This window comes from Bartonella sp. AP4SXKL (assembly GCF_042195845.1).
In the GTDB taxonomy this organism is placed as follows: domain Bacteria; phylum Pseudomonadota; class Alphaproteobacteria; order Rhizobiales; family Rhizobiaceae; genus Bartonella.
Genome location: NZ_JBHIPA010000007.1, coordinates 1 through 17,305, shown reverse-complemented (window position 1 = coordinate 17,305; position 17,305 = coordinate 1). Strand labels below are relative to the sequence as shown.

Annotated in this window: 15 protein-coding genes, 2 tRNA genes and 2 pseudogenes; 1 reads left to right on the top strand and 18 read right to left on the bottom strand. The window is 39.2% G+C overall.

Going from position 1 to position 17,305, the window contains the following annotated elements:
* Position 1: 1 nt before the first annotated feature.
* The 14 genes and pseudogenes from ACFIMI_RS04805 to ACFIMI_RS04740 all read right to left on the bottom strand — a co-directional run bounded on the left by ACFIMI_RS04805 (position 2) and on the right by ACFIMI_RS04740 (position 13,566).
* Positions 2-1,471 carry an NADH-quinone oxidoreductase subunit M gene (locus tag ACFIMI_RS04805; RefSeq protein WP_273791287.1) on the bottom strand — a complete coding sequence of 490 codons (1,470 nt, stop codon included), beginning with the start codon at positions 1,469-1,471 and terminating at the stop codon, positions 2-4.
* Complete coding sequence (gene nuoL, locus ACFIMI_RS04800; RefSeq protein ID WP_375685982.1) at positions 1,471-3,435, bottom strand: NADH-quinone oxidoreductase subunit L; 1,965 nt, start codon at positions 3,433-3,435, stop codon at positions 1,471-1,473. Before nuoL ends, ACFIMI_RS04805 begins: the two co-directional genes overlap by 1 nt.
* A 6-nt stretch (positions 3,436-3,441) precedes the next feature.
* A complete protein-coding gene (gene nuoK, locus ACFIMI_RS04795; RefSeq protein WP_273791275.1) occupies positions 3,442-3,750 on the bottom strand; it encodes an NADH-quinone oxidoreductase subunit NuoK in 309 nt (102 codons plus the stop codon).
* Positions 3,751-3,764: 14 nt separating this feature from the next.
* The gene (locus ACFIMI_RS04790) at positions 3,765-4,385 is read right to left on the bottom strand and encodes an NADH-quinone oxidoreductase subunit J (protein WP_375613454.1); all 621 of its coding nucleotides are present in this window, start codon (positions 4,383-4,385) and stop codon (positions 3,765-3,767) included.
* A 94-nt stretch (positions 4,386-4,479) separates the two neighbouring features.
* Positions 4,480-4,971, bottom strand: a complete 492-nt coding sequence (gene nuoI, locus ACFIMI_RS04785) for an NADH-quinone oxidoreductase subunit NuoI (RefSeq protein WP_273723184.1) — start codon at positions 4,969-4,971, stop codon at positions 4,480-4,482.
* Positions 4,972-4,985: 14 nt separating this feature from the next.
* Positions 4,986-6,032 carry an NADH-quinone oxidoreductase subunit NuoH gene (gene nuoH / locus ACFIMI_RS04780; protein WP_375632259.1) on the bottom strand — a complete coding sequence of 349 codons (1,047 nt, stop codon included), beginning with the start codon at positions 6,030-6,032 and terminating at the stop codon, positions 4,986-4,988.
* 21 nt (positions 6,033-6,053) lie between these two features.
* Positions 6,054-8,123, bottom strand: coding sequence for an NADH-quinone oxidoreductase subunit NuoG (nuoG, locus tag ACFIMI_RS04775; RefSeq protein ID WP_375613455.1), 2,070 nt, complete (start codon positions 8,121-8,123; stop codon positions 6,054-6,056).
* Between the two features lie 68 nt (positions 8,124-8,191).
* The gene (gene nuoF, locus ACFIMI_RS04770; protein ID WP_375613456.1) at positions 8,192-9,496 is read right to left on the bottom strand and encodes an NADH-quinone oxidoreductase subunit NuoF; all 1,305 of its coding nucleotides are present in this window, start codon (positions 9,494-9,496) and stop codon (positions 8,192-8,194) included.
* A gap of 129 nt (positions 9,497-9,625) precedes the next feature.
* Positions 9,626-10,316 (bottom strand): annotated as a pseudogene (gene nuoE / locus ACFIMI_RS04765) (NADH-quinone oxidoreductase subunit NuoE).
* Entirely contained in the window at positions 10,316-11,506 is a 1,191-nt protein-coding gene (locus tag ACFIMI_RS04760) for an NADH-quinone oxidoreductase subunit D (protein ID WP_375613457.1), read from the bottom strand. Before ACFIMI_RS04760 ends, nuoE begins: the two are co-directional and overlap by 1 nt.
* 121 nt (positions 11,507-11,627) lie before the next feature.
* Positions 11,628-12,239: an NADH-quinone oxidoreductase subunit C gene (locus tag ACFIMI_RS04755; protein ID WP_375613458.1), complete on the bottom strand. Its 612-nt coding sequence runs from the start codon at positions 12,237-12,239 to the stop codon at positions 11,628-11,630.
* Positions 12,240-12,253: 14 nt separating this feature from the next.
* Positions 12,254-12,835: a NuoB/complex I 20 kDa subunit family protein gene (locus ACFIMI_RS04750; protein ID WP_375638388.1), complete on the bottom strand. Its 582-nt coding sequence runs from the start codon at positions 12,833-12,835 to the stop codon at positions 12,254-12,256.
* Positions 12,826-13,191, bottom strand: coding sequence for an NADH-quinone oxidoreductase subunit A (locus ACFIMI_RS04745; RefSeq protein ID WP_005773599.1), 366 nt, complete (start codon positions 13,189-13,191; stop codon positions 12,826-12,828). Before ACFIMI_RS04745 ends, ACFIMI_RS04750 begins: the two co-directional genes overlap by 10 nt.
* 298 nt (positions 13,192-13,489) lie before the next feature.
* Positions 13,490-13,566, bottom strand: a tRNA-Asp gene (locus ACFIMI_RS04740).
* Positions 13,567-13,739: 173 nt separating this feature from the next.
* Here ACFIMI_RS04740 and ACFIMI_RS04735 point away from each other — a divergent pair.
* A tRNA-Val gene (locus tag ACFIMI_RS04735) sits at positions 13,740-13,815 on the top strand.
* 116 nt (positions 13,816-13,931) lie between these two features.
* Here the strand turns inward: ACFIMI_RS04735 and ACFIMI_RS04730 are convergent.
* The 4 genes and pseudogenes from ACFIMI_RS04730 to ACFIMI_RS04715 form a co-directional block, all read right to left on the bottom strand.
* A pseudogene (locus tag ACFIMI_RS04730) lies at positions 13,932-14,283 on the bottom strand (XRE family transcriptional regulator); the annotation flags it as partial.
* A gap of 49 nt (positions 14,284-14,332) precedes the next feature.
* Positions 14,333-14,722, bottom strand: a complete 390-nt coding sequence (locus tag ACFIMI_RS04725; protein ID WP_375692286.1) for a hypothetical protein — start codon at positions 14,720-14,722, stop codon at positions 14,333-14,335.
* Between the two features lie 8 nt (positions 14,723-14,730).
* Positions 14,731-14,928: a hypothetical protein gene (locus ACFIMI_RS04720; RefSeq protein ID WP_375692285.1), complete on the bottom strand. Its 198-nt coding sequence runs from the start codon at positions 14,926-14,928 to the stop codon at positions 14,731-14,733.
* A 44-nt stretch (positions 14,929-14,972) separates the two neighbouring features.
* Positions 14,973-17,305: hemagglutinin repeat-containing protein (locus tag ACFIMI_RS04715; RefSeq protein ID WP_375692284.1), on the bottom strand; the 2,333-nt coding region annotated here is incomplete at its 5' end.

Here is a 17,305-nt window from a genome sequence, read left to right as displayed (position 1 = left end):
TCTAGTGCAGTTTATTGATGAGGGTTTCTACGGAAAACGCCGTTGCCTTAAGAATAGGCGTTGGATAGATACCAAAGAATATTGTAAGAATAACCATTGGATAAAGGAGGAATTTTTCTCTTAAAGAAAGATCTATTAATACTTTTAAATTCTCTTTATCCAAGGAACCAAAAACCACACGCCGATAAAGATAAAGGGCATAGGCTGCCGATAAGATAACACCTGTTGTTGCTAAAACAACAACCAATTTATTTACTTGAAAAACACCTATTAAGGTTAAAAATTCACCCAAAAATCCTGAGCTTCCAGGCAAACCAACATTTGCCATAGTGAAAATTAAGAAAACAACAGCATATTTAGGCATATTATTCACTAAACCACCAAACGCTGAAATTTCACGTGTATGCAAGCGATCATAGATAACCCCAACACAAAGAAACAATGCTGCTGAAACAATTCCATGGGATAACATCTGATAAATAGCCCCTTGTATCCCCTGTTCATTCGCAGCAAAAATACCCATTGTCACATACCCCATATGCGCTATTGAAGAATAAGCAATAAGTTTTTTGATGTCACTTTGAACAAGTGCAACCAGTGATGTATAAATAATAGCGATAAGCGATAATGTGAAAACAAAAGGCGCAAAATCTGCTGAAGCGATAGGAAACATAGGTAAAGAAAAACGAAGAAAACCATACCCACCTAATTTAAGTAAGACACCAGCTAAAATAACAGAACCCGCTGTCGGTGCTTCTACGTGAGCATCAGGGAGCCATGTATGAACTGGCCACATTGGCATTTTAACTGCGAAAGAAGCAAAAAATGCAAGCCATAGCCATATTTGCATATGAGCAGGAAACTGATAATTGAGTAAAGTTGGTATATCAAGTGTCCCAGCCTCCCAATACATAACCATAAGAGCAACCAGCATAAGCACTGAACCAAGTAAAGTATATAAGAAAAACTTTATACTTGCATAAACACGACGTGCTCCTCCCCATACACCTATAATGATAAACATTGGAATGAGGCTGCCTTCAAAAAAAACATAGAATAGCATTGCATCAAGAGCACAAAAAACACCAATAATCGCAACTTCTAGAAGAAGAAACGCAATCATATAGGCTTTTAATCTCTCTTTAACATTCTCCCAACTTGCTAAAATACAGAAAGGCAAAAGAAAAGCCGAGAGAACAACAAAAAGAATAGAAATACCATCGACCCCCATATGATAGCTAATACCACCCCCTAACCAACTGGATTTTTCAACCATTTGAAAATTTTGGTTGCTAGAATCAAATCCTATCCAAATAATTAAAGAAATAATAAAAACAAATAGAGTCGTAAAAAATGCGACATTACGTATATTATGGCGTGCTACTTCACTATCATCTTTGATAAACAAAATCAGAAGAACACCAACAAGCGGCAAAAATGTAACCGTAGAAAGAATAGGCCAATCGGTCATTAGTTTACGCCCCCGATCATCATCCATGTAATGAGCAATGCAACGCCGATAAGCATTGCAAATGCATAGTGGTAAAGATAGCCTGTTTGCATTCGAACAACTCTATTTGTAATATCAACAACACGCGCTGCAATACCATTGGGACCTAGAGCATCAATAATCTTACCGTCTCCCACTTTCCAAAGAAAAGAACCAATTCTAAAGGTAGGACGAACAAATAAAAAGTTATATAATTGATCGAAATACCACTTTTGGTAAAGAAAGTGATACACTCCTGGCATAATACGCGCCATTTTCTTGGGAAGAGAGGGAGCCACAATATAAAATAAATAAGCCAACATAAACCCAAGAATCATTGCTATAAAAGGCGACCATTTTACCCAATTAAAAACATGGTGAGCATCATGAAGAATATGATTATGGCTGCTTGTAAACAATGCTCCCTTCCAAAAAGCATTATACAAGTCACCAAAAAAGTAAGGTTGGAAAACGACACCAGAAAATATTGCTCCAATAGATAAAAGAAAGAGTGGAATCAACATAACTGGAGGCGATTCATGAACATGATGCATCACATCAACTGTTGCCCGTGGTTTACCATGGAATGTCATAAAGATAAGTCGCCATGAATAGAAACTTGTTAAAAAGGCAGCAAAAACAAGAAGATAAAAAGCATATCCTGAAGCAATATTATGAGATGCAAAAGCAGACTCTATAATCGCATCTTTTGAGAAAAAACCTGCAGTCCCGAAAAGTGTTCCTGGAATTCCAACTCCGGTCAAGGCAATGGTCCCGACCATCATCATCCAATAGGTGACCTTTATATGTTTGCGTAACCCACCCATTTTTCGCATATCTTGTTCATCAGATACAGCATGAATCACAGAACCTGCACCAAGAAACAATAAGGCTTTAAAAAAAGCATGCGTAAAAAGATGAAAGACAGCAGCGCCATAAGCTCCAACACCTAATGCCACAAACATATAACCAAGTTGAGAGCATGTAGAATAAGCAATAACACGCTTAATATCATTCTGTACCAACCCCACAGTTGCTGCAAAAAACGCTGTTGTTGCACCAACAATAATAATCACGGTCAAAGCAGTTGAAGAAAGTTCAAAAATTGGCGACATACGCGCAATCATAAAAACACCAGCCGTTACCATTGTAGCGGCATGAATAAGCGCTGATACAGGGGTTGGCCCTTCCATTGCATCAGGCAGCCAAGTATGTAAAAGAAATTGTGCGGATTTTCCCATCGCACCAATAAATAATAAAAGACATGTAATGGTAATTGCCGTCTGCCCATCAAATTGCCAATCTAAAAATGTCATATTTTGTATAAAGCTCTTGTCGGCAGCTTTTGCAAAAATAGAGGCAAAATCAACCGATTGGAACAAAACAAAAATACTAAAGATTCCTAAGAGAAAACCAAAGTCTCCAACACGGTTAACTACAAAAGCTTTCATTGCGGCCTTATTAGCAGAATCGCGCTGAAACCAAAAACCAATGAGTAAATAAGAAGCAAGTCCGACACCTTCCCATCCAAAAAACATCTGAATCAAATTATTGGATGTGACCAACATAAGCATCATAAATGTAAACAAAGAAAGATAAGAAAAAAAACGAGACCTTGAAGGGTCATGGTGCATATAACCAATTGAATAAATATGCACTAATGCCGAAACACTATTCACAACAATAAGCATGACAGCTGTTAATGCATCAACATGTAAAGCCCAATTAAAGCTTAAGTCACCAACAGTCATCCAATGTAATACCAATACATCAATCGCTGGAATATGACCAAGTGCAGTACTGAAAAATGCTATCCACGATAATATGGCAACAACAACCATAAAGCTACATGTTATCAATTCACTCGCACGATCTCCTATCGTTTTTCCACCTAGTGCAGCAATTAAAAAACCCAAAAGCGGAAGAAAGACAATCGTATAATACATCACTGGTTAGCCTTTCATTACATTAACATCTTCAACCGCAATGGAACCACGATTACGGAAAAAAACGACCAGAATTGCTAAACCAATGGCAGCTTCAGCAGCTGCTACGGTTAAGACAAATAAAGCGAATACCTGACCAACGAGATCATGAAGAAATGCTGAAAATGCAACAAAATTGAGATTAACTGAAAGCAATATAAGCTCAATGGACATCAAGATAATAATCACATTTTTTCTGTTGAGAAAAATTCCAGCAATACCAATTGTAAACATCAAAGCAGAAACAGTGAGATAATGTGTAATATCAATATACATCTGCATAGCCCCCCTTACATACCTTTGCCTGATTCAACTTGTTTGATTTCAATGGCACTTTCTACCGTTCTAGAAACTTGCTCCGCAATAGATTGCCGCTTTACTCCTAATTTATGACGAAGTGTTAAAACAATAGCTCCAATCATTGCAACCAATAAAATCATTCCAGCAATTTGAAAATAGAAAACATAATCCGTATAGAGAATATCACCTAATGCTTGTGTATTTGTTCGCTGCGCTAAATCTGGCATTGGTTGCGTAACATGCGCTCTCAAGACTGGAGAAAAATAGCTACTCATAAAAACAACAATCAATTCTACAGCGATAATAACACCAATAAGAGCTCCAATAGGAGCATACCGAAGAGTTCCACTCTTTAACTCAGCAAAATCAACGTCAAGCATCATAACGACAAATAAAAATAAAACAGCGACAGCTCCAACATACACAACAAGCAGAATAAGCCCTAAAAACTCTGCTCCTGCAAGTAAAAACAAAGCTGCTGCATTAAAAAATGCGAGGATTAAAAACAAAACAGAATGCACTGGATTGCGTGCTGTAATAACAATAACTGCACTTGTTAGCATAATAAAAGCAAACAAATAGAAAAATGCCGCCGCTAGATCTGTTAGCATAGGCTTCTCCTTAATTATTCAAACAATTGGTATAAACTTCATACCAGATTACAATTTATCGGAAAAATATCCGACACCTCATTTAACGATACACTTAACGATAAGGCGCATCCATCAATATATTTCGAGCAATTTCTCGCTCCCAGCGATCTCCATTCAATAAAAGTTTTTCTTTATCATAATAAAGTTCTTCACGTGTTTCCGTCGCAAACTCAAAATTTGGACCTTCGACAATAGCCTCAACCGGACAGGCTTCTTGACAAAAACCACAGTAGATACATTTAACCATGTCTATATCATAACGGACAGTTCTACGTGTACCATCATTGCGCCGTGGCCCAGCTTCAATTGTAATCGCTTGAGCAGGACAAATCGCTTCACATAATTTACAAGCAATACACCGTTCTTCACCATTTGGATAGCGACGCAATGCATGCTCACCACGAAAACGCTGAGATACAAAACCTTTTTCATAAGGATAATTAATCGTGGGTTTTGGTGAAAAAAATTGACGCATAGCTAAGAAAAAAGCACTCACAAATTCCAATAGAAGAAGTGACTTTGCCGCCTGAATAAAACCTGACATCGTAAAATCTCCTCTTAAACGAAATCCGTAAACTTTAAAAAAGCAGCAGTTATCACAACCATTGCTAGTGAGAGAGGAAGAAAAACCTTCCAACCAAGCCGCATGAGCTGATCATAGCGATAACGTGGAACAAATGCTTTAACCATAGCAAACCAAAAAAATACAAAACAGACTTTTAAAACAAACCAAATGATACCAGGAACCCAATTAAGCCACCAAACATCTAAGGGAGGCAGCCAACCGCCTAAAAATAGAATGGTTGTTAATGCGCACATTAAAACAATCGCAACATATTCACCTAGAAAGAAGAGCATGTAAGGCGTTGAAGAATATTCTACCATATGACCAGCAACAAGTTCGGATTCTGCTTCCACCAAATCGAATGGAGGACGATTTGTCTCTGCAAGCGCAGAAATAAAAAATATAATAAACATTGGAAAAAGGACCAACCAATTCCAATCGAGAAAACTGTTAAAAGGAAGACCAAGAGTTGTACCAAGCCCGTGCGTTTGTTTAAAAACAATTGTTGTGAGATCTAACGAACCACTTATTAAAATGACAGTCACAAGCACAAAACCAATGGAAACTTCATAAGAAACCATTTGTGCCGCCGAACGAAGAGCTCCTAAGAAAGGATATTTTGAATTTGATGCCCATCCCCCCATAATAACACCATAAACTTCAAGAGATGAAATGGCTAAAATATAAAGCAAGCCAACATTAATCTTTGCAATCTCCCAACCCTCATTGACAGGAATAACAGCCCAAGTTGATAAAGCAAGTGTCGCTGAAACAAAAGGAGCCAAAAGAAAAACACCCTTATTTGCACCTGCAGGGATAATAGGCTCCTTAACAACAAATTTAATTAAATCTGCAAAAGACTGTAACAAACCCCATGGTCCAACAACGTTTGGTCCACGACGCAATTGTACCGCTGCCCAAATTTTTCTATCTGCATAAAGAAGATAAGCAACTAAGACCAAAAGAACGACCAAAAGAAGAAGTGTTTTTCCGATTATAATGAGTAATGGCAACAGCCAAGTCATAAAGAAATCATACATCATTATTCCTTTTCCTTTGCCTTACTTTACTGTTTGTGTAGCACGGTTTTTTGCAAGAGATGAACATTCAGCCATAACAGCAGAAGCACGTGCTATCGGATTTGTTAAATAAAAATCTTTAACCATAGAAGTAAATGCTTGACTCTCGAGAGAAACCATTTTTGAACCAAGCGCCTTAAGACCACTTATATCAGAAGGCACTATATCATCAACAGCACAAAGGTGTGGATAATCATTAAACAAGCATTGCCTTAATTGAGAAAGAGAATCAAAAGGGAGCTTTTGTCCTAAAATATCCGATAAAGCACGCAAAATAGCCCAATCTTCTTTTGCTTCACCTGGAGCAAAACCAGCCCGATTTGTCATTTGAACACGTCCTTCTGTATTCACATAAAGCCCTGATTTTTCAGTGTAAGCAGATGCAGGCAAAATAACGTCAGCAGCATGTGCACCATTATCACCATGGCTCCCAATATAAACTGTAAAAGCTTTTGTATTGGCTAATTCTACTTCATCAGCACCAAGCAAAAATAGAACTTCACAGGTTTTAAGTATATTTGCAACCCCAAGCTTAGAAGTAAAGCCTATGTCCAACCCTCCAACAATCGAAGCTGCATTATGAAGAACCCCAAACCCATTCCATGTCTCACTAAGAGCACCTATATTATCAGCTAATTTAGCAAGACTTTTTAAAACAGATAAACCTTCACTTCCTGAAACCGCTCCCTCTCCGATAAGAATAAGGGGCCTCTTCGCTTCTTTTAAGACATTAAAAAAAACATCCTCTCCACGAATAAGTGTCGTTAATGTATCACTCCCAGATCCAAGGTAAGAATAAGGATAACGTAAATCGACTTTCTCTCCAATTAATGCAATAGGAAAATTGCCCATCCGTTGGCGCTTTAAAATACGCGCATTTAAAACAGCTGCTTCATGACGTGGATTAGATCCCACAATAAGCAGTGCATCAGCCTGTTCAATACCTACAATTGTAGGATTAAAAATATAACTCGAGCGCCCAAACTCTGGCGATAAAGCCCCCCCTCTTTGACGACAATCAAAAAGCGTTGAGCCCAAAGAACTCAATAATGCTTTAAGGGCATACATTTCTTCAACAGAAGCAAGATCCCCCGCAATGGCTCCAATTTTTTCTGGAAAAATTTTAGAGATTACCATTTTAATTTTTGCAAAAGCTTCTGTCCAACTGACAGGTTGAAGCTTTCCATCTTTGCGTACATATGGCTTATCAAGCCGCTGAGTCCGTAATCCATCCCAAATAAAACGCGTTTTATCAGAGATCCATTCCTCATTTACATCTTCATTCGTACGCGGCATAATCCGCATAACTTCACGGCCGCGGCTATCAATACGGATAGCACTACCAAGCGCATCCATCACATCAATCGATTCCGTTTTTACCAATTCCCACGGACGGGCATGAAACGCATAAGGTTTTGAAGTTAGAGCTCCCACTGGACAAAGATCAATAACATTTCCCTGTAATTCAGATGTCATAGCTTTTTCAAGATACGTCGTAATTTCAGCATCTTCACCACGACCGATCAAACCAAGCTCAGAAATACCTGCAACTTCCGTTGTAAAACGAACACACCGTGTACAATGAATACACCGTGTCATAACAGTTTTGACAAGAGGTCCAATATATTTATCTTCTACAGCACGTTTATTTTCTGTATAACGAGAACAATCTCGTCCATAAAGCATTGCTTGATCTTGAAGATCACACTCTCCCCCTTGATCACACACTGGACAATCCAAAGGATGATTAATGAGAAGAAATTCCATAACACCTTCACGTGCTTTTTTTACCATCGGTGTATTGGTAAAAATCTCAGGTGCCTCACCGTTAGGCCCTAATCGTAAATCACGAACCCCCATAGCACAAGAAGCCTGAGGTTTTGGTGGACCACCCTTAACCTCAACTAAACACATACGACAATTTCCAGCAATTGACAAAGATTCATGAAAACAAAAACGTGGAATTTCTGCCCCAGCCGCCTCAGCAGCCTGAAGCAACGTGTAGTAATCAGGAACTTCAATCTCTTTGCCATCAACTTTGATATTTATCATCACCCATCCAACCTGCGGATAACCCACTTAAAATTTGCATTCGGTCGCTCTTAAAACAAAATCCTTTATTAAACCGCTTCTAAAGCAATATTTTTGCTTTGGACTACATTTCGCGTGTATTCATCAATTCTACGCTCGATTTCTGGACGAAAATTACGTATCAACCCCTGTACAGGCCATGCGGCAGCATCACCAAGCGCACAAATAGTGTGTCCTTCAACCTGTTTAGACACTTCAAACAAAAGATCAATCTCGCGTTTTTGCGCTCTTCCCTCAACCATACGCCCTAAAAGACGCATCATCCATCCCGTCCCCTCACGACACGGTGTACACTGACCACAACTCTCGTGCTTGAAAAAAGCAGCTATACGCCAAATTGCCTTGATAATATCGGTTGATTTATCCATAACAATCATTCCCCCTGTGCCAAAAGAAGACCCGACATCTCGCATCCCATCAAAATCCATGATCGCATCGATCATATCCTCACCACGAACGACTGGACAAGAAGCCCCCCCTGGAATAACTGCTAAAAGATTATTCCATCCACCACGAACACCACCCGTATGTTTTTCAATTAATTCACGGAATGAAACACCAAGAGCGTCTTCAAATGTACAAGGTGCATTAACATGCCCTGAAACCATAAATAATTTCGTTCCAACATTATTTGCTCGTCCGATTGATGAAAACCACGAAGCACCCCGCCGCAAAATCGTTGGAACAACGGCAATAGACTCTACATTATTTACTGTTGTTGGACAGCCATAAATCCCCATATTGGCAGGAAATGGTGGTTTAAGCCGAGGTTGTCCCTTTTTTCCCTCAAGACTTTCAAGAAGAGCTGTTTCTTCACCACAAATATAAGCACCCGCTCCATGATGAATAACAATATCACAAGCATGCCCATATTTCGTTTTTTTGCCAAGTAAACCCGCATCATAGCATTCATCAACGGCAGCTTGAAGCGCTTCACGTTCACGAATATATTCACCACGAATATAAATAAAAGCAACATTGGCTCCCATAGCAAAAGTAGCGATTGCACATCCTTCAATCAAAGTGTGGGGGTCATGACGTAAAATATCACGGTCTTTACAAGTTCCAGGTTCAGATTCATCGGCATTGACAACCAAATAATGAGGACGTCCATCATTCTGCTTTGGCATAAAGGACCACTTCATTCCAGTAGGAAAACCAGCACCACCACGACCGCGTAAACCCGATGCCTTCACTTCATCAATGATCCAATCACGACCTTTGTCAATCATTTCTTTCAGACCATTCCAATGCCCACGCAACATCGCAGCCTTTAATGATTTGTCTTTTAAACCATAAATATTGGTGAAGATACGATCTTTATCAGCTAGCATACCCCACCTTTTTTTCTATCACCCATAGCATTTTCCGCTTTTCCTCAAATGCAATTTTTAAATATCTTTTCAAGATTTCTTACTTTTCGTTAAATGTTGCCATCATGGGTAGAATAATAAAATATTTTCTCAAGAAAAATACTTAATTATGTTCCCCATTCTTTCCTTATCCTTTTTTGGTGAAGACTTGAGAGATCTTTTTTTCTTTCTCATCATCAATAAGAGAAGTTAAACCACTAATCGGTTCCGACGATTTACGACTATTTTGCGGACCAACCTCTATCTCAGAACCCTTACCTGCTTCAAATGCATCAATAATTTCTTCAAGGCGTTCAGCTGTAAGATCTTCATAAGTATCTTTAAAAATCATAACCATCGGAGCATTCACACAAGCACCAAGACACTCCACCTCTTCCCATGATAAGGTTCCATCCTGATTGGTCGCAAAAGGTTCATGATGAATTTTTTTCTGACAAACTTTAATCAATTCATCAGAACCACGTAACATACAAGGCGTTGTACCACAAACTTGAATATGCGCTTTTGTTCCAACAGGCTTAAGCTGAAACTGAGTATAAAAAGTAGCAACTTCTAAGACACGGATATAAGCCATGGAAAGAATCTGAGCAATATGCTCAATCGCAGCACGTGTCACCCAACCATCTTGCTCTTGAGCACGCATTAATAATGGAATTACAGCAGACTGCTGACGCCCTGCAGGATATTTTTTTATGGTATTTTTTACCCATATCTGATTTTCTTTTGTAAAAGAAAACTCAGCGGGCTGATAAACATCATCTGCAAGACGGCGTACGGACATTAGCGATCAACCTCCCCAAAAACAATATCAATCGAACCCAAAATAGCTGTAGCATCTGCTAACATATGACCTCTGGTTAAAAAATCCATAGCTTGGAGATGAGCAAACCCAGGAGCACGCAACTTGACACGATAAGGCTTATTGGTTCCATCAGAAACAAGATAAACACCAAACTCACCCTTCGGAGCTTCCACAGCAACATATACTTCTCCAGGAGGTGTATGAAAACCTTCCGTATAGAGTTTAAAGTGATGAATCAGTGCTTCCATCGAGCTTTTCATTTCACTCCGCGTCGGTGGTACAATTTTGCGATCCAAGCTCGAAACTGGTCCATTTTTTTCAGTACTCAGTAAACGTTCCACACATTGGCGCATAATTTTCGCTGATTGACGCATTTCTTCCATACGAATAAGATAGCGATCATAACAATCGCTATTTTTACCTATAGGAATATCGAATTCCATTTCATCGTAACATTCATAAGGCTGACTTTTACGCAAATCCCATGGAACACCAGCTCCACGAATCATAACCCCAGAAAAACCGCGTGCCCAAGCTTCATCAATACTTACAACGCCAATATCCACATTACGCTGCTTAAAAATCCGATTTGGGGTCACAAGCGCGTCAAGTTTTCCGAGAGAAACAAGAAATGGATCAATAAAATCACCAATATCCTCAACTAAAGATTCTGGTAAATCTTGATGCACGCCACCAGGACGAAAATAATTTGCATGAAGACGAGCACCACAGGCACGCTCATAAAAAATCATCAATCTTTCACGTTGCTCAAATCCCCAAAGCGGTGGTGTTAAAGCACCAACATCCATTGCCTGTGTCGTTACATTAAGCAAATGATTAAGAATACGCCCAATTTCAGAAAACAAAACACGTATTAATTGCCCTCTTTTAGGAACTTTTATATCTAATAACTTTTCAATAGCAAGAACAAAAGCATGTTCCTGATTCATAGGAGCAACATAATCCAAACGATCTAGATAAGGACCAGCTTGGAGATAAGTCTTTGTTTCCATTAATTTTTCAGTACCGCGATGCAACAACCCAATATGTGGATCTACACGCTCAACAACTTCACCGTCCAGCTCCAGAACCATGCGCAAAACCCCATGCGCGGCAGGATGCTGCGGACCAAAATTGATATTAAAGTTTCGAACATTGACCTCAGCCACAATCAACCCCTTGCTTTTTAAAAAACTTCATATCAAATATCAAAAAAATCTATCACGCTAAAAAATATTTAATTATTTAAGAAATACAGTACCCTAATATAATGCCTTATCAAAACCAATATTATTTTTTTTCATCTGCTTTCCCATCACATGGCAAAGTATACTGTCCTCCTTCCCAAGGAGAAAGAAAATCAAAATTACGCATCTCTTGGCGCAAAACAACAGGCTCATAAATCACCCTCTTTGCTTCATTATCATAACGGCATTCAACAAATCCTGTCACAGGAAAGTCTTTGCGTAAAGGATATCCTTCAAACCCATAATCTGTTAAAATCCGTCTCAAATCCGGATGTCCTGAAAATAAAATCCCATACATATCATACGTTTCTCGTTCATACCACTCTGCACCAGGATAAACCGTACAAGCTGAAGCAACAGGAGTATTTTCATCAGTACGAACCTTTACACGTAAGCGTAAATTCTCACGAGGAGATAACAATTGGTAAGAAACATCAAAGCGCTTATCGCGAGAAGGATAATCCACACCACTAATGTCTGTAAGATTAATAAATTGACAGCGAGAATCATCACGAACAAACATTAAGACATCGATAATTGCATCAAGACGTGCCACAATGGTCAATTCACCAAAAGCAAGAACAGTCTCTTCAAGCTTATTTTTTAATTTGTTTTCCAAATAAGCAGCAAGCTCAACCAATGTTTCATCCACCATGACAAAAAAACTCTCTATCGCTCTATGGATCCGGTACGACGGATTTTTTTCTGTAGCAACAATATGCCGTATAATAATGCCTCTGCTGTAGGTGGACACCCTGGGACATATATATCGACAGGCACGATACGATCACATCCCCGCACTACTGAATAGGAATAATGATAATATCCCCCACCGTTTGCACATGATCCCATAGAAATCACATAACGTGGCTCTGGCATCTGATCGTACACTTTTCTTAAAGCAGGAGCCATCTTATTTGTCAGAGTACCTGCCACCACCATCACATCTGACTGGCGGGGTGAAGCTCGTGGTGCATATCCAAAACGCTCATTATCATAATGAGGCATTGAGCATTGCATCATTTCGATAGCACAACAAGCCAAACCAAAACTCATCCACATTAAAGAACCGGTACGTGCCCAAGTAATCAAAGCATCTGCCGAGGTAACTAAAAAACCCTTATCTGATAATTCAGCATTGATATCACGAAAAAACTTATTGTCAGATCCTATCAGCCCACCAGTATTTGGATCAATGATTCCTTTTGGTTTTGGAGCCTCAATCGTTGAATTATTAGATCTTAATTCCATTCAAGGGCTCCTTTTTTCCATTCATATATAAATCCAATAGTCAAAATCGCTAAAAACACAATCATCGACCAAAAGCCAAACATACCTATTGATTCGAATGAAACAGCCCAAGGAAAAAGAAATGCAACTTCAAGATCAAAAATAATAAATAAAATTGATACCAAATAGAAACGAATATCAAACTTCATGCGTGCATCACTAAATGAATTAAACCCACATTCATAAGCCGATAATTTTTCAGGATCGGGGGAACGATATGCTACAATGTAAGGTGTAATCAACAAAACTCCAGCAATAACCGCTGACACAATAATGAAAATCAAGACTGGCAAATAAGAGCTCAATAAATAAGCCATAACCCTCTTCCATCGTAACGAAATGCCTGAGTTTAACACAATGATTCAATATTGCGAGACCAAACAGACAAATTTAACAATCGCTCTATTAACTCTATTCATACTGCTTCTAAGGCATACAGAGCGATACTTTTCTTATCGGCATAGGTAACGCAGAGCAAAGAAAGACGCAAGCCCTATTCTTATAAACCATATAAAAAGAAAGAAAAAACATATTTATTCCCCGATCAAACACTCCACCACATTACTCATAGCATATGGATATTTTAAAAAGGAAATTTCATAAGGAATCACGAAATGGCGCGAGTGACGGGGCTCGAACCCGCGACCTCCGGCGTGACAGGCCAGCACTCTAACCAACTGAGCTACACCCGCGCATTTTTTTCGAACCAATTTAATTTGGTACAAGCGGTCGTGTAAGGGGTTCATGCGTTCATGTCAAGAAGGATTATGCATTTTTAAAAAAAATTATCAAATCCCATCTTTATTCTTGCGTTTAGAAAAATTCTTCCTTAAATAGTCTCCATTCAATTGCTGATCATTGCATTGGGCGATTAGCTCAGCTGGTAGAGCGCCTCGTTTACACCGAGGATGTCGGGAGTTCGAGTCTCTCATCGCCCACCATATAGCTTTATATTCCTATTAAGTTTTTGAAATTCATATCTTTTTTGCTGCGAGGGATGCCTTAATAAAGTTAGGGGAATAGGGTTTTCACTATTTCCTTTACAAAGCGTATTCTTTTTGCCAGCTTTCTCTAACAATTTTTTAATAGTTCTAAATCTTTTCTTGTGAAATAATGTTTATCAGTCTAGCAAACATACCAACAGCTTCACATCTAAATGTATCAGAAGACTTTATAGTGAAACTTTTACAACAAGCATCCGATTCTCTTCTCAAAATTTCTGCTGCCTCTTGATCTAAACCATAAAGCTCTATGATCTTTTCCTCCAGTCCTACAGGAACAGATTTTTTGCTAATCTCGACAGAAGATAAAAATCCTACAGATATGTCTAATTTCTTAGCCATATCTAAGAGGCGTTCGGAGTGATCAATGCGAAGTTTCCGTAAAATTTTACCAAAGGGTGTTAGCATTTAAATAAAACGCGTAAGGGTATAAGCTTTACGGCATAAACTGAGAAAATTATCCACCAATAATATGTTTCACGCAATCAGCAATGTGATTTACTTTCTTTGCATTAGCAGCAACTCCATTAAATTTTTTTATAATCCAATCAGCTCCTGTTCCAAGGTGTGTAATCCATGTTTTTTGAACAATAGGCTCAACAGCCCTCACAGTTTCTTCAGGAGATATAGTTAATTCCAGAAATCTTTCACAAACAATTCGAGGCGCTTCAAAATCATTTGCTTCATTACGTACGGTAAACAAATTATCCAAATTATCGTCGTTAATAAGATAAGGGGAATGCGTCGAATAAATTACTTTATTGCCCTTTATGCTCGATAAAGTTTGTAAGGAGCTTAATATTTTTCTCTGTGGATGAATATGTAAATTATTTGCTGGCTCATTCAATAAAAAAATTATTCCATTTTTGCTTCTATGCCTGCGAACTTCTGTAAGGACTTTAAAACAAAAAAACCAACGAAACCCTTTACTTCTCTCATGTAAATAAAAAAGAGGTTATTTACTTTAATTTGTAAACAATAATCTACAAAACCACTATTAGATTTTTCTATTATACAATCATCAAAAAGGCTCTTCCCTTCAGTAATATCCACCCAACCTTCTTTCACTACTGACTTCAAATAACCATTGATCAATCCTATACGCTGCTTAACAGCATCGTTGTCATCACAATTAACAATATCTTCCTGAAAACTAATAGCAAGATTTTTTTCTTATTTTGTTCACGATGAGATGTGCCATAGCGCCATGTACACTTATCGCTCGCATCTCCAAGACAAGTATGGGGACTTATGGGATTCATGATCACTCTCCACCATTCTGTCAAAACGTTACTACCAGCAGGTATTGTCTCATAAGTATAGCCATTGCCGCCAATAATTCTGCTTACAAAGTCATATCTATGCCCATCAAAGCCAACAGTGGTTTGTTTGCCATCACTCACATAACCTAACAGACCGGATGCAACTAAAACATTAAAGGCTGGTCCATAGAAATTGATATTCGTGTTGTCGGCTATACCGTGAACACCTTCTTGTTTGAAAGAATTCAGCATATTTCCCAATGTCATTGTCCCGCGACTATGTCCATAAAGTTCTAATCCTGTAAGACCATAGCTATACATCAAGTCTTTTGCTTCTTGTGTGGAATTAGTCAGACCCCAAAAGTTATTTTCCATAAACTTCTGATAGCCCGCGACTAGAAGTTCTGAGATAGCAGAATCGGCTTCTGGGAACACAACAAAATAAAGCGGTTCATTTTTATTCTCCGCATGTTGAACCGCATAAACAGCGGCTTCCTCTGGTGGAGTAAAGATGCCATTAAAGGACACATGCACCTTGCCATCAGCACCCTCTTGTAAATGCTGCTTTTCTTCATCCGTTAAATAATGTGCGTGAGGTATTGGTTGTCCACGAGCGTCTTTGATATACTGTCCATTTTCATCTTTTTTATAGATTATATTGCCCTTTTCATCACGGTCGACCACGGCGATGGGGTGCTCTTTGATAAACATGGTTTTATAGGAGTCATCACTGTATTTAAATCCTTCTTCTAAAAGTTGGGTTGCCATTTCACGGTTTTCATGGACGATTTGTTCCAGCTTGCCTGCATCGAGCTGTTGTACACCTTTATGGGCGGTGGCAGTATCACGATTAAGGGAGGCTATGGCTTGCTCAACATCTTGCCCTGTTAATGCCTTCTGCCCTGCTTCATCAGTAATGACGATAGTGCCATTGCTGATAGCAGATTTGGTATATCCTTCCTCTGAATCTTTAGCTTTTGAATGATCTAAGACATTTTTAGCAATGTTTTTCCCGACACCATATTTGCCCTGATACATCGGACCACCCGCCGAAATGCTTAAACCTTGGCTGCTAGCTTGCGCATGCGCACTGTTGCTGATATCATTGGTACTAATGCTTCCTGTGGTCAGGCTGTTTTTTTCTGCCGGCGCGGTGCTTTCAATAATACCTCCGGTCAGCGTTGTTTTATCTTTAACGTTGATCTTAAAACCACCATCACCCGCTTTGATGCCTGATTGCTCCACAACACTATGATAATCACTAGAGGATTTATCCTTGTTCAATGAAATATTGGTTGTGGCTGTACCTTCCTTTTCTCGGCTATTATAACCAATGGAAACAGAGTTTTGCTTGCTGGAACTGTGTCCCGTATCACTGCGGCTGGTAATGGCAAAATCACCCCCTACTTCCATTTCTACACGCTCTCCAGAAACCACGGCGCCTGCCAATGTGGTGTTTGCACCACTCGTTGTGTGAACTGTGCCGGTGCCAATAATATGGCTGTTCTTCTGGTGAACCTCCTCACTGGAACCCTTGCCTTTACCAAAAGAAGCATTCCCCATCCACCCTGTACCACCGGTACCATAACTATACCCAACATTCATTGAAGCGCTTTGCGTGTGGTTTTGTGTGCTTTGCGTGTTTTGCGCACTTTCAAAGATGATATCTTTACCTGCTCCCATGGTGATATTCCCGCTCTGTTCATCATTGCTTTGCATCGGGTTTGTACCAGCGATAATATCGGCTCCAACACCATGGATGCTGCCTTTGTGGGCTTGCATATTAACAGCGCGTCCTGCTTCTATTGTACCTGTTACCGCGGTAGAAGTCTGAACAGAGGCTTCTGCCTTCTCTGTCTTAAAGCCCACGGTTACGCTAGCAGAAACATCAGCAATATCACGAATAGACTGTTTAAGGTTTCCACCCTTCATCTCATTATAAAGACCTTTGCCTTTGCTATAGAGATCATAGCCTTTTAGACCAGCAATAAGACCATTGCCGATTTTGTGTTTTGTATCCCCATGACCAAAACGTTTGACTGCATCCTTTACATCTTTTACTGTACCAAGAATGCCCACATTGACAGAGCCTGTCACACCAGCAAAAGACTTTTCATGCTTTTCTTTTGCGTTAGAGGTATCATAGCTTTCTGATAGGGTGATATTAT

What these genes read in the sequence shown, in the direction of transcription:
- nuoL (WP_375685982.1), bottom strand. Translation starts at nt 3,435, where the DNA reads ATGTATTATACGATTGTCTTTCTTCCGCTTTTGGGTTTTTTAATTGCT.
- nuoK (WP_273791275.1), bottom strand. Translation starts at nt 3,750, where the DNA reads ATGTATATTGATATTACACATTATCTCACTGTTTCTGCTTTGATGTTT.
- ACFIMI_RS04750 (WP_375638388.1), bottom strand. Translation starts at nt 12,835, where the DNA reads ATGGAATTAAGATCTAATAATTCAACGATTGAGGCTCCAAAACCAAAA.
- ACFIMI_RS04755 (WP_375613458.1), bottom strand. Translation starts at nt 12,239, where the DNA reads ATGGTGGATGAAACATTGGTTGAGCTTGCTGCTTATTTGGAAAACAAA.
- ACFIMI_RS04805 (WP_273791287.1), bottom strand. Translation starts at nt 1,471, where the DNA reads ATGACCGATTGGCCTATTCTTTCTACGGTTACATTTTTGCCGCTTGTT.
- nuoG (WP_375613455.1), bottom strand. Translation starts at nt 8,123, where the DNA reads ATGATAAATATCAAAGTTGATGGCAAAGAGATTGAAGTTCCTGATTAC.
- nuoI (WP_273723184.1), bottom strand. Translation starts at nt 4,971, where the DNA reads ATGTCAGGTTTTATTCAGGCGGCAAAGTCACTTCTTCTATTGGAATTT.
- nuoF (WP_375613456.1), bottom strand. Translation starts at nt 9,496, where the DNA reads ATGCTAGCTGATAAAGATCGTATCTTCACCAATATTTATGGTTTAAAA.
- nuoH (WP_375632259.1), bottom strand. Translation starts at nt 6,032, where the DNA reads ATGTATGATTTCTTTATGACTTGGCTGTTGCCATTACTCATTATAATC.
- ACFIMI_RS04790 (WP_375613454.1), bottom strand. Translation starts at nt 4,385, where the DNA reads ATGCTAACAGATCTAGCGGCGGCATTTTTCTATTTGTTTGCTTTTATT.
- ACFIMI_RS04745 (WP_005773599.1), bottom strand. Translation starts at nt 13,191, where the DNA reads ATGGCTTATTTATTGAGCTCTTATTTGCCAGTCTTGATTTTCATTATT.